Source organism: Bacteroidales bacterium (assembly GCA_016709865.1).
In the GTDB taxonomy this organism is placed as follows: Bacteria; Bacteroidota; Bacteroidia; order Bacteroidales; family VadinHA17; genus LD21.
The window spans coordinates 145,761-160,310 of record JADJLX010000006.1 but is presented as its reverse complement, the minus strand read 5'-3'; the positions used below and the strand labels follow the sequence as shown (position 1 = coordinate 160,310).

11 protein-coding genes are annotated in these 14,550 nt (G+C 40.5%); 7 read left to right on the top strand and 4 right to left on the bottom strand.

What is annotated here, in order from left to right:
* Positions 1–3: 3 nt before the first annotated feature.
* Genes IPJ16_17140 through IPJ16_17125 form a run of 4 tightly spaced genes read right to left on the bottom strand, consistent with a single transcriptional unit; the run spans position 4 to position 3,703 of the window.
* Positions 4–528 carry a hypothetical protein gene (locus IPJ16_17140; GenBank protein MBK7628892.1) on the bottom strand — a complete coding sequence of 175 codons (525 nt, stop codon included), beginning with the start codon at positions 526–528 and terminating at the stop codon, positions 4–6.
* Between the two features lie 49 nt (positions 529–577).
* Positions 578–1,882, bottom strand: coding sequence for a ribosome biogenesis GTPase Der (der, locus tag IPJ16_17135; protein MBK7628891.1), 1,305 nt, complete (start codon positions 1,880–1,882; stop codon positions 578–580).
* A gap of 18 nt (positions 1,883–1,900) precedes the next feature.
* Complete coding sequence (era, locus tag IPJ16_17130; protein MBK7628890.1) at positions 1,901–2,779, bottom strand: GTPase Era; 879 nt, start codon at positions 2,777–2,779, stop codon at positions 1,901–1,903.
* 9 nt (positions 2,780–2,788) lie between these two features.
* On the bottom strand, positions 2,789–3,703 hold the full coding sequence (locus IPJ16_17125; protein ID MBK7628889.1) for an rRNA pseudouridine synthase: 915 nt from the start codon (positions 3,701–3,703) through the stop codon (positions 2,789–2,791).
* 96 nt (positions 3,704–3,799) lie between these two features.
* Between IPJ16_17125 and glmM the strand changes: the two genes are divergently transcribed.
* The 7 genes from glmM (at position 3,800) to IPJ16_17090 (ending at position 14,536) form a co-directional block, all read left to right on the top strand.
* Positions 3,800–5,182: a phosphoglucosamine mutase gene (glmM, locus tag IPJ16_17120; GenBank protein MBK7628888.1), complete on the top strand. Its 1,383-nt coding sequence runs from the start codon at positions 3,800–3,802 to the stop codon at positions 5,180–5,182.
* A 172-nt stretch (positions 5,183–5,354) separates the two neighbouring features.
* Positions 5,355–7,040 carry an efflux RND transporter periplasmic adaptor subunit gene (locus IPJ16_17115; protein MBK7628887.1) on the top strand — a complete coding sequence of 562 codons (1,686 nt, stop codon included), beginning with the start codon at positions 5,355–5,357 and terminating at the stop codon, positions 7,038–7,040.
* An 18-nt stretch (positions 7,041–7,058) separates the two neighbouring features.
* Positions 7,059–8,447 (top strand): ABC transporter permease, encoded by a 1,389-nt coding sequence (locus IPJ16_17110; protein ID MBK7628886.1) that lies wholly within the window; start codon positions 7,059–7,061, stop codon positions 8,445–8,447.
* A gap of 83 nt (positions 8,448–8,530) precedes the next feature.
* The gene (locus IPJ16_17105; GenBank protein MBK7628885.1) at positions 8,531–10,006 is read left to right on the top strand and encodes a TolC family protein; all 1,476 of its coding nucleotides are present in this window, start codon (positions 8,531–8,533) and stop codon (positions 10,004–10,006) included.
* Between the two features lie 311 nt (positions 10,007–10,317).
* The gene (gene secDF / locus IPJ16_17100) at positions 10,318–13,293 is read left to right on the top strand and encodes a protein translocase subunit SecDF (GenBank protein MBK7628884.1); all 2,976 of its coding nucleotides are present in this window, start codon (positions 10,318–10,320) and stop codon (positions 13,291–13,293) included.
* Positions 13,294–13,437: 144 nt separating this feature from the next.
* Positions 13,438–13,884, top strand: a complete 447-nt coding sequence (gene tatA, locus IPJ16_17095) for a twin-arginine translocase TatA/TatE family subunit (protein MBK7628883.1) — start codon at positions 13,438–13,440, stop codon at positions 13,882–13,884.
* A complete protein-coding gene (locus IPJ16_17090) occupies positions 13,877–14,536 on the top strand; it encodes an ABC transporter ATP-binding protein (GenBank protein MBK7628882.1) in 660 nt (219 codons plus the stop codon). Before tatA ends, IPJ16_17090 begins: the two co-directional genes overlap by 8 nt.
* The last annotated feature ends 14 nt before the right edge of the window (positions 14,537–14,550 follow it).

Here is a 14,550-nt window from a genome sequence, read left to right as displayed (position 1 = left end):
TCCTTATTCCTTTTTATAGATGTTATTCTCTGATATTATTATCTCAGCAGTAGATTCAAGGTTGCTTTCGTTCAAATCCCTGTCCCTCAGATAAAAATCATACTTAATTGTATCTGATTCATTGTAAAAAAAGTAAAGGAATGTTACTGCAATAGTTCCTTTCAATATTTTGTTTTGGCCCAGGCGTTCCATATACGGAATCCTGTATGGTGAAGGCTTCAAAGGATCATTTGCAGATGCGGGAACCATTTCTCCATTTGTCTTCCGGTATAGTGTAAAGAAAAGATTAGTGCTGTCTTCCAGAAGACTTTCCGCAGGTTCTTTAAGACCGATATTGCCATCACCATCCTCAAAATAGAATTTTAGCCTTCCTGCCTTAGCCCTGTTGCCAAGTATATCAGTTGTATCCAAGACTTCAAAACTCCTGAATTCTATAAAAGGTACAGGAGGCAGATGCTCAATTTTCTTGCATGAGGCGGCAGCAATTGTTAAAAGAGAAAAGATGATGGTATAAATAGTCTTATTCATGGTTTTTCTGATAACATATTCCTTTAAGCAAAAACCACACCAAATTTGGTTATTTTTTTCTGAAAAATATCCTAACAGGCACACCGGTAAACTCAAATTTTTCGCGTAACCTGTTTTCAAGGTACCTCTTATACGGATCCTTGACGTACTGAGGCAGGTTGCAGAAAAATGCAAATGCCGGGGTATAAATAGGAAGCTGTGTTACATATTTGATCTTCACATATTTCCCTTTTAATGCCGGAGGTGGATTGTTCTTTATTACCTGAAGCATCACCTCATTCAGCTCAGAAGTACTGATTTTCCTGTTCCTGTTCTGGTTTACCTGTTCAATAAGTTCCAGTACCTTATGAATTCTCTGTTTGTTAATTGCTGATATGAAGAGTATCGGATAATCGGTAAATGGTGCTGTTTTCTCTCTGATATCCCTCTCTATCTGGACTGTTGCATTATTCTCTTTTTCAATAAGGTCCCACTTATTTACAAGGACTATCATACCCTTGTTATTCTTCTGAATAAGCGACATGATATTAAGATCCTGTGACTCTAATCCTCTGGTTGCATCAATAAGAAGAAGGCAGATATCAGAATTCTCTATTGTTTTAACCGCCCTCATTACTGAATAAAATTCAATATCCTCACTAACCTTGCCCTTTTTTCGTAATCCTGCGGTATCCACCAGCAGAAAATCATGATGGAATTTATTATACCTGGTGTAGATTGAATCTCTTGTTGTTCCGGCAAGTGGAGTAACAATATTTCTCTCTTCACCTAACAGTGAGTTAACAAGTGATGATTTTCCCACATTGGGTCTTCCTACAATTGCTATCCTTGGAAGTTCAGGAAGGACAGATGGTTCTTCAGCTGGAAGATGCTTAACAACTTCGTCAAGAAGTTCTCCTGTTCCGCCTCCGTTCATTGAACTGAGAGGAAAATAATCACCCAGTCCGAGGTTATAGAATTCGGTGGCATCCATCAGACGTTCACCATTGTCAACCTTGTTTACAACAAGTATAACTTTTTTATCTACCCTCCGGAGCATTGAAGATACTGCAGTATCCATTTCATGTATTCCTGTAGTGACATCAACCATGAAAAGTATAACGTCTGCTTCTTCTATTGCCAGCAGTACCTGTTTGTTTATCTCTTCCTCAAATATGTCGTCGGAGTTCTGCACATACCCTCCGGTATCGATGACTGAAAAATCAACTCCATTCCAGAATGACACACCATAATTCCTGTCTCTGGTTACACCACTCACCTCATCAACGATAGCTTCCCTCGAATCGGTAAGCCTGTTGAAAAGTGTTGATTTCCCAACATTTGGTCTGCCTACTATTGCAACTATTTTACTCATAATTAATTTAAATTTATTCTAACGGTACCCAAATCTTTTGAGAGCCAATGGCTTATCTCTCCAGTCTTTAGTAACCTTCACATATAATTCCAGGAAGACTTTCTTTTTGAAGAAATCTTCCATGTCGCGCCGGGCCTCAGTTCCCACTCTTTTCAGCATCAGACCTTTGTGTCCGATTATAATTCCTTTCTGGCTGTCGCGTGTTACATGTATAAGCGCCCTTATCTTTAATATTTTCGGTTCATCTTCAAAACTTTCTATCTCTATTTCAACTGAATAGGGGATCTCTTTCTTATAGTTTACAAGGATCTTCTCACGAATGATTTCCGACGCAAAAAAGCGTTCATACTTGTCGGTAAGCTGATCTTTAGGAAAGAATGGCGGACCTTCAGGAAGTTTTGCAAGTATGGCATTAAGAAGTGAATCGAGGTTGAAATTTTTGAGTCCCGAAACAGGTATTACAGGTGATTCCGGAAACGCTTTATGCCATTCTTCAACAACTTTTTCAAGAGTCTCCTGGTTCGAAAGATCTACTTTATTAATTGCTATAATTGCCGGAATTCCTGATTCCTTTATTCTGTCAATGTATTCACCCTCGAAAGCGTTATGTTCATTTACATCAGTAATATAAAGTATCATATCTGCATCGGATAGAGCAATGTTAACAAAGCTCATCATCGATTCCTGAAGCTTATACTGTGGTTTAAGTATTCCCGGAGTATCTGAATAGACAATCTGAAAATCTTCACCATTGACTATACCCATAATGCGGTGGCGGGTAGTTTGCGCTTTAGCTGTGATGATAGAAAGCTTTTCACCTACCAGGGCGTTCATGATAGTCGATTTACCAACATTAGGATTGCCCAGAATATTTACAAAACCTGACTTGTGATTCATAAACAAATTTTAAAATATTCCCCTTTTAAGCATACTCACCTCTTTGTCGGTAAGGAATCTCCATTTGCCACGTGGTACATTCTTTTTTGTTAGTCCGGCAAAATAAACCCTGTCGAGTTTCTTCACCCTGTATCCCAGAGTTTCAAACATTCTTCTGATTACCCTGTTCTGTCCTGAATGAAGTTCTATGCCAATCTGGCTTTTATCATCCGGATCTGCGTATGATACAGCATCTGCAACAACAGTGGTTCCGTCGAGTTCGACACCTTCTGTAAGCTTGAAAAGATCATTTTTTGTTACCGGATTGTCTAGAAATACGTGATAGATCTTTTTCCTTTTATATTTTGGATGCGTAAGCTTGCCGGCAAGGTCGCCATCGTTTGTCAGAAGAAGGACACCGGTTGTTGCCTTGTCAAGTCTTCCAACAGGGTAAACACGCTCAGTACAACCGTCGGTTATCAGATCCAGAACGGTGTGTTCGGCGTGCGGATCTTCAACAGTTGTAACATAATCTTTTGGTTTGTTAAGCAGTATATATACCTTCTTTTCTGAAGAGAGCCTCTTGTTTTTATATCTTACATCATCATCGTATGTGACTTTTGTACCGAGATCTGTAACAAGTTTTCCGTTAACTGTGACAAGTCCGTTTTTTATATGCTCATCGGCATCTCTTCTTGAACATACACCACTGTTGGCAATGAACCTGTTAAGTCTTATCAGAGTTGTATCCTGGATACCTTTTTTCTTGCCTTTTTCAGGTTTACCTGTTGTTTTACCAGCCGGTTTGCCGGATCTCCTGTCTTTTCCTCTAAGATTTTCATACATCTCAGCAGGAGTTTCTGTGGGAGCACTGCTCTTTGAAACCCTTCTTTGTGGCTTTTCAAACTTGGCAAAGGGTCTTCCTGCAGGTTTTCTGTTCTCCATATCAATTAATTATCAGGGTGCAAAGGTACAATTATTTGGCGATATAATAATTTGATCTTTTTTTAGCACCTTTGCAAGTCTGAAATTATTATCGGTATGGCACTAATAAAATCTATCTCAGGAATACGCGGAACTATAGGCGGGAAACCGGGCGAAAGCTTATCTCCCCTTGATATTGTCAAATTTTCTGCAGCATACGGAACATGGGTACAGCTTCGTCATAAGAGGGACGGATTGAAAGTTGTTGTCGGTCGCGATGCGAGGAAATCAGGAAGTATGGTAAACGGGCTGATAATAACTACTTTGCGGAGTCTTGGTATTAGTGTTACCGACCTTGGAATGGCTACAACACCAACTGTTGAGATGGCTGTTACAGGACTGAAAGCAGATGGCGGGATAATTATTACCGCCAGTCACAATCCGGCACAATGGAATGCCCTAAAACTTCTTAATGAAAAAGGAGAATTTCTGTCTTCTCAGGATGGTCTGGAGGTACTTTCAATTGCTGAAAGTGATGACTACAATTTTACATCTACTGAATTGTCGGGGACACTTGTTTACGATGAATCCTGGGGGAAAAAACATATTGATATGGTGCTGGATCTGAAACTTGTCGATTTGAATGCAATAAAACGGGCAGATTTTACTGTTGCAATCGATTGTATCAACTCTGTGGGAGGAATTATTGTGCCGCAATTATTAAAAGCACTTGGTGTAAACCGGGTAGTTGAACTTAATACAACACCAGATGGTAATTTTTCTCATAATCCTGAACCGCTTCCTGAAAATCTTAATGACATTTCAGAGGTTGTTGTAAAAGGAAATGCAAATCTCGGTTTTGTTGTGGATCCTGATGTTGACCGGCTTGCAATTGTCTCAGAGAGCGGGGAAATGTTTGGTGAGGAGTATACACTGGTTGCGATATCTGATTACATACTGAAAAGCACTCCGGGAGCAACAGTTTCAAACCTCTCATCAACGAGAGCACTGAGGGATATTACAAATAATCATGGTTGTAAACATTATTCATCATCTGTTGGAGAGGTAAATGTAGTTGAAGAGATGAAAAAGAGAAACGCTGTGATTGGAGGAGAAGGTAACGGAGGAGTTATTTATCCTGAGCTGCATTATGGCCGCGATGCTCTTGTTGGTATTGCTCTTTTTCTTTCACATCTGGCAAAAAGTGGAATGAAATGCTCTGACCTGAGAAAGATTTATCCTGATTATACTATAGCAAAGAAGAAGCTAACACTCTCTCCCTCTGCGGATTTTGGAAAGATAATAGCGGCAGTTAAAAATCATTTCAAAGGTTATCCGACTGATGAACGCGATGGGCTGTGGATCGAACATCCTCACGGATGGGTTCAGATCAGAAAATCCAATACAGAGCCAATAATGAGGATCTATGCTGAAGGAAGAACTGTCGCAGAGGCAGATGAACTTGCTGAGGCGGTCATTTCAATTGTTAAAAAATCCTAATTCTGTTTTTTTTTCAACTCCTTCGGAATAAAAGGGGGAGAACAAGTGTCTTAAAGTCATAAAGACAAAAAAGTAGTTGGTGTTAAATATTGTTAACGGCCAAGGAAAGGATAGCCCTTTTTAATACTTTTGTCCCTGATTTTTTTGAATCTATTAATTATTTTGATTTAAGATGAAAAGAACAATTATTATTACAGGCATTATCGTAGCGGTGGCAATCATAGTCCTGATTGTAGTAAGCAAACTATCCTCAAAGAATGATATAGCTAATCTTTATGCTATTGCTCAGAAAGGTCAGTTTGATATCGTTGTTACCACAACAGGCGAGTTACAGGCAAAAAAATCAGCAGATATTTTTGGCCCTAATTTCCAGCAGAGCAGAAACATCAGGGCAATGGATATCAAAATTACCGACATGGTACCTGAGGGAACTGAGGTTAAAACCGGTGACTATGTCGCAACACTCGACAGGACATCTTTTGACAACAGTCTTAAAGATGAACTTGAAAGACTTACTACCCAGGAGACAAATCTTGAGATGAAGATACTCGATACTGCCGTTACTCTTAGTAACCTCAGAGACAATATCAAAAACCTGAGATTTACAGTTGAAGAGGCAGCTATAACACTTCAGCAGTCAAAATACGAACCGCCTACCACTATACGTCAGGCAGAGATTTCACTTGATAAAGCTTCCCGTTCACTCGATCAGGCTATAAGGGGATACTCCCTGCGCGTAGAACAGGCAAAATCTGATATGAGGACTATTAAGAATAATCTTGCTGAACAACGTCAGAGAGTCTCAGATCTGCAGACGGTTCTTTCAAAGTTTATTATCACTGCGCCCTCTGATGGTATGATAATCTACAAGAGAGACAGAATGGGTGCAAAAAGGAAAGTTGGTTCCTCAATAAATCCATTTGATAATGTTGTTGCAACTCTTCCCGATATGTCGTCGATGATCTCAAAAACCTATGTTAATGAGATAGATGTTAGCAAAGTAAAAGCTGGTCAGCAGGTAGAAATTATCGTAGATGCATTTCCTGAAAGAGCATATACTGGTATGGTTACTACTGTTGCCAATATAGGTGAACAGCTTCCGAATGCCGATGCAAAAGTATTTGAAGTACTTATCGAAGTAAATGAATCTGATCCGATACTCAGACCATCAATGACTACCGGAAACAAGATTATTACCAAAACAATAAGCGATGTTACTTATATACCTCTTGAAAGTGTTCAGGCTGGTCCAGACAGTATTCCTTTTGTATATATGAAAAATAAGACACGTCAGATTGTTGTTCTTGGCGAATCGAATGAGAACAATGTTGTAATTGAGCAGGGATTGGAGCCTGGTACCGAGATCTATCTCAGCACACCTGAGGAACCAGAAGGATTCAAACTTGTCGGAGAAGAACTTATATCTGTAATTAAAGAAAAGGAACAGGCTAAAAAAGATGAAGAAGCACGCCTGAGAAAAGAGGCTGAAGCCGCAAGAGCACAGAGAGGAATGATGGGACCTGGTGGAATGGGCGGCGGAGGCAGAATGAATATTACTCCTGAGATGATGCAGCAGTTCCAGAATATGAGAGGAACAGGTGGTGCGGGCGCTGGTGCAGGTGCAGGTGCTGGTGCTGGTGGTCGTGCAGGTGCTGGTGCAGCAGCTCCGGGTGAAGCAGGCGGTGTTAGAGATACAGCAGCCATGCGTCAGTTCAGGAATATGCGTAATCAACAGGGTGGTCAGGCAGCTCCGGGTGGCGTAAGAGATACTTCAGCCAGGAGAAGAATGAATACACAGGGTGGTCAGGCCGGACAAGGTCAGGGTGCAGGTAGCGAACAGGCAGCAATCAGAAACTAACAATTAATAAGTAATAAAATGTTTAAATTTATATTACGATATTTCCACGATATAGAGATTGCTGTTGAATCAATCGTTTCAAATAAACTGAAATCGATACTTACAGCACTTGGAATCATATTCGGTGTGGCAGCTGTTATAGCCATGCTCGCTATCGGAAAAGGTGCCAAACAGGAAATTATGGAGCAGATGAAGATGGTTGGAGTTAACAATATCCTCATAAATCCTGTGATCCCTGACAAATCTTCATCATCTGATGAAGGTGAAAAGCAGCAGAAGAAATTCTCAAGAGGATTAAACCTTCTTGATGTTGAAGCAATAAGAGAAACACTTCCATCGGTAAAAAGAATCAGTCCAGAGATATCATTTAACTCTACAGCAATGCTCAACGGAGTAAAGTATTCCGCCAAGCTTGTAGGCGTTTCAAATGACTATTTTCATCTCTATAATCTTCCACTGGTGAGCGGTGCCTTTTTTAACTCCTACCAGGAAGAAAACGGAATCCAGGTTTGTATTATCGGAGCTAATATCAGGGCAAAATTCTTTAGTAAGGTTGATCCACTTGGACAGTATATAAAATTTAACGGAATATGGCTTAAGGTGATTGGTGTTCTTCAGAAAACCAATGTAAACCTTACCGGTTTTGAAGAAAAGGGGGTAAATGTTTATAACGACAATATATACATCCCTATTCAGACAATGCTTCTCAGATATCAGAACAGAGCTCTTCTTAATACAAAACTTGTATCGGAAGCAACTTCTGTGTCGTTCTTTGGCGGCGGCGGTGGCGGCGGAATGATGATGGGCCGGGTAGTTGTAAGCGGTTCAGATGCATCGAGCGATGTTGAGACCAATTATAATCAGCTCGACAGAATTGTTGTACAGGTTACCGAAACAGAGCAGCTTAATCCAACTACTGAAATCCTCAGCCGTATGCTAACAAGAAGGCATACAGGTGTAAAGGATTTTGAGATCACAGTTCCTGAACTTCTACTTAAACAGCAGCAGAGAACAAAAGATATCTTCAATATCGTCCTTGGTGCTATCGCCAGTATTTCTCTGATAGTTGGTGGTATCGGCATCATGAACATCATGTTTGCATCAGTTATGGAGAGGATTAAGGAAATAGGAACAAGAATGGCTATTGGTGCCAAAAAGATGGATATTGTTGTACAGTTCCTTGCCGAGGCAGTTCTTATAAGTGTTAGCGGAGGATTTATTGGGATTTTCTTCGGAGTGGTTATGGCAAAGCTGATAGAACAAATTGCAGGGATTATGACCATAGTCTCCTTTTTCTCTGTATTTATAGCATTTGGGGTCTCTGCAGCAGTAGGAGTAATATTCGGATATTCACCGGCAAAAAGGGCGTCTGAAAAGGATCCTATCGAGTCATTAAGATATGAATAACCCCTTCTGCCTCCTGGGGCCCCCCCCCCCGGGGGGGGGCGGGGCCCCCCCCCCGGCGGGGGGGATTAAAATATAATATAAAAATGAAGAAATTACGTTTGTTTTCAATGGTAGCTGTTCTCGTTTTTTCAGCTACAACTATAAATGCTCAGGAAGTTAAAAAGCTTAAATTCGAGGATGTTATAAAGCTGGCAGAGGAGCAGTCACCCAATGCATTGATGGCGAAGCACAGATTTCGTGCAAGCTACTGGCAGTACAGGACTTTTGTTGCCCAGTACAGGCCCTCACTTACCTTGTCAGGTACAACTCCTGATTACAGTAATGCCTATACAAGAGTATTCACAGGCGGAGTATTTGACTACGTTGCAACAGATATGCTTCAGAACCTTGGTTCTCTTGCCCTCGCTCAGAATATCGGATTAACCGGCGGATCAATTTCTCTTCAGTCTGATCTGACAGTTCAGAACGACCTTCAGGCCAATACCAACAAGTATATTACTGTTCCGGTAAGCGTAAGGCTTGTACAGCCTGTTTTCAGGTATAACTCACTCAAATGGCAGAAGAAAACTGAACCTTTGAGATATGATGCTGCGAAAAAGACATTTCTTGCAAATATTGAAAATGTTCATTCACAGGCAGTTATGAATTTCTTTTCACTTGCACTCGCACAGATAAATCAGCAGATTGCAGAGATGAACTATTCAAATGCTGATACGCTGTGGAGAATTGCCCAGGGCCGTTACACTCTTGGTACTATAGCCGAAGATGAACTGCTTCAGATGCAGCTATCGTGGTTAAACTCTGAAACTGCCAGAAAGCAGGCTGAAATGAATTTAAGAGACAGAGAGATTCGTCTGAGATCATTCCTTGGCTTTAACGATCAGGTTAGACTGGAACTTGTTATACCTACTGAAATACCTAATCTTCAGGTGTCTACACAGGAAGTATTTGACCTCGCAATGGCCAACAATCCTGAAATACTGAATCAGCAACTTACTCTGTTAAATGCACAGGCAAGCGTAGCTCAGGCAAAGGCTGACAAAGGACTAAACGCAAATATTATTGCCAGTTTCGGTCTTCAGGGAAAGGATGAAGATTTCAATACTTCATATTCAGCACTTAACAGGAATCAGGGAGTGCGAGTCGGTTTCCAGATGCCAATACTTGACTGGGGACTGGGACGCGGAAAATACAGAATGGCGCAATCAAGTCTTGAGCTTGCTCAGGTTCAGTCCGATCAGGCAATTATCGACTTTCAGCAAAACCTGCTCCTCGATGTCGAACAGTTTAACCTCCAGGCTGCCCAGGTTGCAATTGCAGCAAAATCTGACACAGTTGCTATGAAGAGATACGAAGTAACCAAACAACGCTTCCTTATCGGGAAGATTGCAGTACTTGATCTGAATGACGCTGACTCAAGGAAAGACCAGAATAAGAGGGCTTATATTCAGTCGTTGCAGAATTACTGGAACTATTTCTACAATATTCGCGCACTCACTCTTTATGATTTCGTAAACAGAAGGCCCCTGGAGACAGAATATGAGAAACTTATTGAATAATAGTTAGTATTGCTTGTTTCAGAAAGGCTGGGAATGAATTCCGGCCTTTCTTATTTAAACATGTCAAAAATCGAACTGCAAGCTGGAATTTTCTCCTCCCGGGGGAGATGTTGCGAAGCAACCAAGGGGTTTTAAACTTCTGGCTGGTCATGCTAAATACCCCAAACCCCCTTTAATTCCCTCCGGAGGGGGGATAAAAACCTTCATATTAATATTATTCTTACTGTTTTTACAAAAATTTAATATCTTTGCGCCTCAATAAAGTAGAATAAAATATAACAGAATCATTATAATCCCAAAAGTACAGACAGATGCAGAATAAAGCAGCGATCATCATTCTGGCAATTGCACTGGGTCTGGTATCAATTTACCAGCTCTCATTTACAGGTGCAACCTATAAGGTTAGAAAAGATGCCAGAGAATATGCAAAAGGAAGTTTGGTTAAAGAGACTCAATACCTCGATTCAATTTCAACTCTGACCAAGGAACAATGGAGTTTTCTTGGTAATACCTTTAAAGAGTGCCAGAAGAAAGAGCTGAACCTTGGTCTTGACCTGAAAGGCGGAATGAGTGTTATCCTGGAAGTATCTGTCGAGGATATCCTCAAAGCACTCTCAAACTATAATCCTGACAAGACATTCAATACTGCCCTTGCCCGTGCAAAGGAACTTCAGAAGACAAGTCAGTCTGATTACCTGACACTCTTTGGTCAGGCGTTTAAAGAAACGGATCCAAATGCAAAGCTAGCTTCTATATTCGGGACAGTAGACCTGAAGGATAAAATAAACTTTAACTCCACTAATGAGGATGTACTGAAAGTCCTTGATACAGAGGTTTCCGGTGCCATAACAAATGCATTCAATATCCTTCGTACTAGGATCGACCGTTTTGGTGTTGTTCAGCCCGATATTGCGCAGATGGCGACAAAGGGCCGTATTTTAATTAACCTGCCCGGTCAGACTAATCCTAAAAGGGTTCGCGAACTTTTGCAGGGTACTGCTAACCTGGAATTCTGGGAAACATATGAGAATGCTGAAATAATAGGTTACCTCTCACAGGCAAATGATCTTCTTAAGGAGATTCAGGCGAATACTGAAAAAACTGAAGTTACACCTGTACCCGGACAGGCATCTCAGACTACCCCCGCTGATACTACTAAAAAAGATCAGTCACTTCTAGATCTGATTGGTAGTGATACTACAAAAGCCCAGGAAGCTACAACCCGTGAAGAATTTGCAATACAGAACCCGCTTTTCGGACTGCTTAATCCACGAGTAGATGCTCAGGGGCAGCCACTTAGGTCAAGTATGATCGGACTTGCAAGTCTGAAAGATACTGCCAGAGTAAACACTATGCTGAAAATGAATCAGATTAAGGCGCTTTTCCCGCGCGACCTAAAATTCGCATGGAGCCAGAATCCTTATAAATATGATGAATCAAAAACCTATTATGAACTTCATGCTATAAAAATTACAACACGCGATGGCCGTCCTCCTCTCGACGGTGATGTAATTACCTCTGCACGTCCTTCTTCAGGTATCACAGGATCAGAGATCAAAGTTGATATGTCTATGAACGCTGAAGGTGCAAAAATATGGGCAAGAATGACACGTGAGAATGTTGACCGTTGCATCGCAGTTGTCCTTGATGGATATGTTCGCTCTTATCCAAACGTTGTCGGTGAAATAACCGGCGGAAACACTGAGATCTCAGGCGACTTCACAATTGAGGAAGCAGATGACCTTGCCAATATTCTTAAATCAGGTAAACTGCCTGCTCCTGCTAAAATTATTTCAGACACAATTATTGGACCTACACTTGGTAAAGAAGCTATAAATTCAGGACTTACCTCATTTGTAATAGCATTCTTCATAGTGTTGTTTTACATGATATTCTACTATAGCCGCAGTGCAGGTACAATTGCCGACATTGCTCTTATGGGGAACGTCTTCCTGCTTATGGGAGTATCTGCTTCACTCGGAGCAGTTCTCACACTTCCCGGTATCGCTGGTATTGTCCTTACTATGGGTATGTCTGTTGATGCCAACGTTCTTATTTATGAAAGAATACGTGAAGAACTGAGATCAGGGAAAGGTATAAAACTGGCCATTGCTGATGGTTATAAAGGTTCTTTATCTGCTATCATGGACTCTAACATAACTACTCTTCTTACAGGTATAGTATTATATGTATTTGGAACTGGACCAATCAAAGGATTTGCCACAACACTGGTTATAGGAATTTTCACCTCACTTTTCTGTGCAATTTTCATAACCCGTTTATTATACGAATGGCTTCTTAGGAAAAATGTTAATCTGACTTTCTCAATTAAGATGACAGCTAACATTCTCCGTGGTACCCATATTGATTTTATCGGAAAGAGAAAAATCTTCTATGCGATTTCAATACTTGTTACTGTTATCGGTATTGGTTCTCTTGTTGTCCGCGGATTAAACCCGGGTATTGATTTTACCGGTGGCCGTACATATGTTGTCAGATTTGATCAGGCTGTTAAAACAGAAGATGTAGCCAAGAACCTTCAGGGTGTGTTCGGCGAGGCTCCACTGGTTGTAACTTTTGGAAGCGATAACCAGGTCAGAATCACAACAAAATACAAGATTGGAGAAACTGGAGTAGACGACGAAGTTGAAACTGCATTATATAACGGTTTGAAGGGAATGATTCCGGGAGATATAACACTTGAGAAGTTTCTGGCTGATTACAGAAAGAGTTCGGAAACAGTACAGCCTACAATTGCAAGTGATATCAAAGGAAAAGCTATATGGGCTGTATTCTTATCGCTGATCATTATGTTCTTCTATATCTTTATGAGGTTCAGAAACTGGCAGTATGGTCTTGGAGCTTTAGTTGCAATTGCGCATGATGTTATGATTGTTATCGGGATCTATTCACTGTTCTGGGGTATACTTCCTTTTACGATGGAGATTGACCAGGCATTTATAGCAGCTATTCTTACTGTGATTGGTTACTCTGTTAACGATACTGTAGTTGTGTTCGACAGATTAAGGGAGTTTCTCCCGTTGCACAGGAAGAGACCTGTAAAAGAGGTTATTAATCTTGCTATGAATGATACTCTCAGCCGTACAATGAATACAGGTGTTACCTCAATACTTGTGCTTATTGCTATGTTCTTCTTCGGTGGAGCTACAATCAGAGGATTCCTTTTTGCAATGATAATAGGTATTATTGTAGGAACATACTCTTCCATATTCATAGCATCTTCAGTTGTTTATGATACTACTAAGAAAAAGGGAATAAAATATTGATGACAATTAATAATTCAATAAGGGACAGCCTTATCAGGTTGTCCCTTTTTTTTCTTATTGATACTGGTTTAATACTTATGAAAATCATTAAACTTTTCTAACTTTGCTGACTGTGAAAAAAGGAATAATCATTATTCTTGATTTATGAGCGGACCCGAAATATTTATAATTATAGTTGTTGCCTTGATGCTTTTCGGCGCAGAGAAATTACCTGATATAGCGAAGAGCGTTGGAAGAGGTATGCGGGATTTTAAAAAGGCCACTGATGATATAAAAAGGGAATTTGAATCCAGCACTGTAGATATAAGGAAAGATTTAAATGATGTTAAAGATTCCCTCTCAAAAGATGTTTCAGATATTTCTGATAAAATAACGAGGGATGTAAACGATGTGAGCGAATCAATCCAGAATGATATGAATGATGTAGCTTCTTCAGTCCGCCAGGAAATGAATGATACAGCTGAAAATATTCAGTCGGAAATGAATGATGTTGCTCAAAACATCGAATCGGGAATGAATGAGGTGCAGGATAATATTCAGAAAGATGCAAATGAAATGTCTGACGGATATTACAAAGAGATAAATGATTAGCACTGCCGGCATTACCAAAGCATATGGAGACCTTAAGGTTCTTAAAGGAATTGATTTAAGAATTGAAGCAAAGGAAGTAGTTTCAATTGTAGGAGCCAGCGGTGCGGGTAAAACGACTCTTCTTCAAATAATTGGTACATTGGATCGTCCGGATAGCGGATCTATATTTTACAATGGTACCGATATCAGCCGCCTTAAGGGAAAGGCCCTGGCTAATTTCCGTAATAATAATATCGGATTTGTATTTCAGTTTCACCAGCTACTGCCTGAATTTACTGCTCTGGAGAATGTATGTATCCCGGCTTATATTGCAGGAAAAAGTAAGGCTGAAGCTGAAAAGAGAGCTACAGAACTTCTTGGTTTTCTGAGTCTTTCTGAACGACTGGATCATAAACCATCTGAGCTCAGCGGTGGAGAACAACAGCGCGTGGCCGTTGCAAGGGCACTGGTTAACAACCCATCTGTAATACTTGCAGATGAGCCATCAGGGAATCTTGATACTGAAAATAAGAATGAACTGCATAAACTCTTCTTCAGGCTCAGGGATACATTCGGACAGACAATTATTATTGTTACTCACGACCGTCAGCTGGCAGCCATGTCTGACAGGATTATTCAGATCAAAGACGGACTCATAGTAACCGAATCCTGAGTCAGGGAATAAAA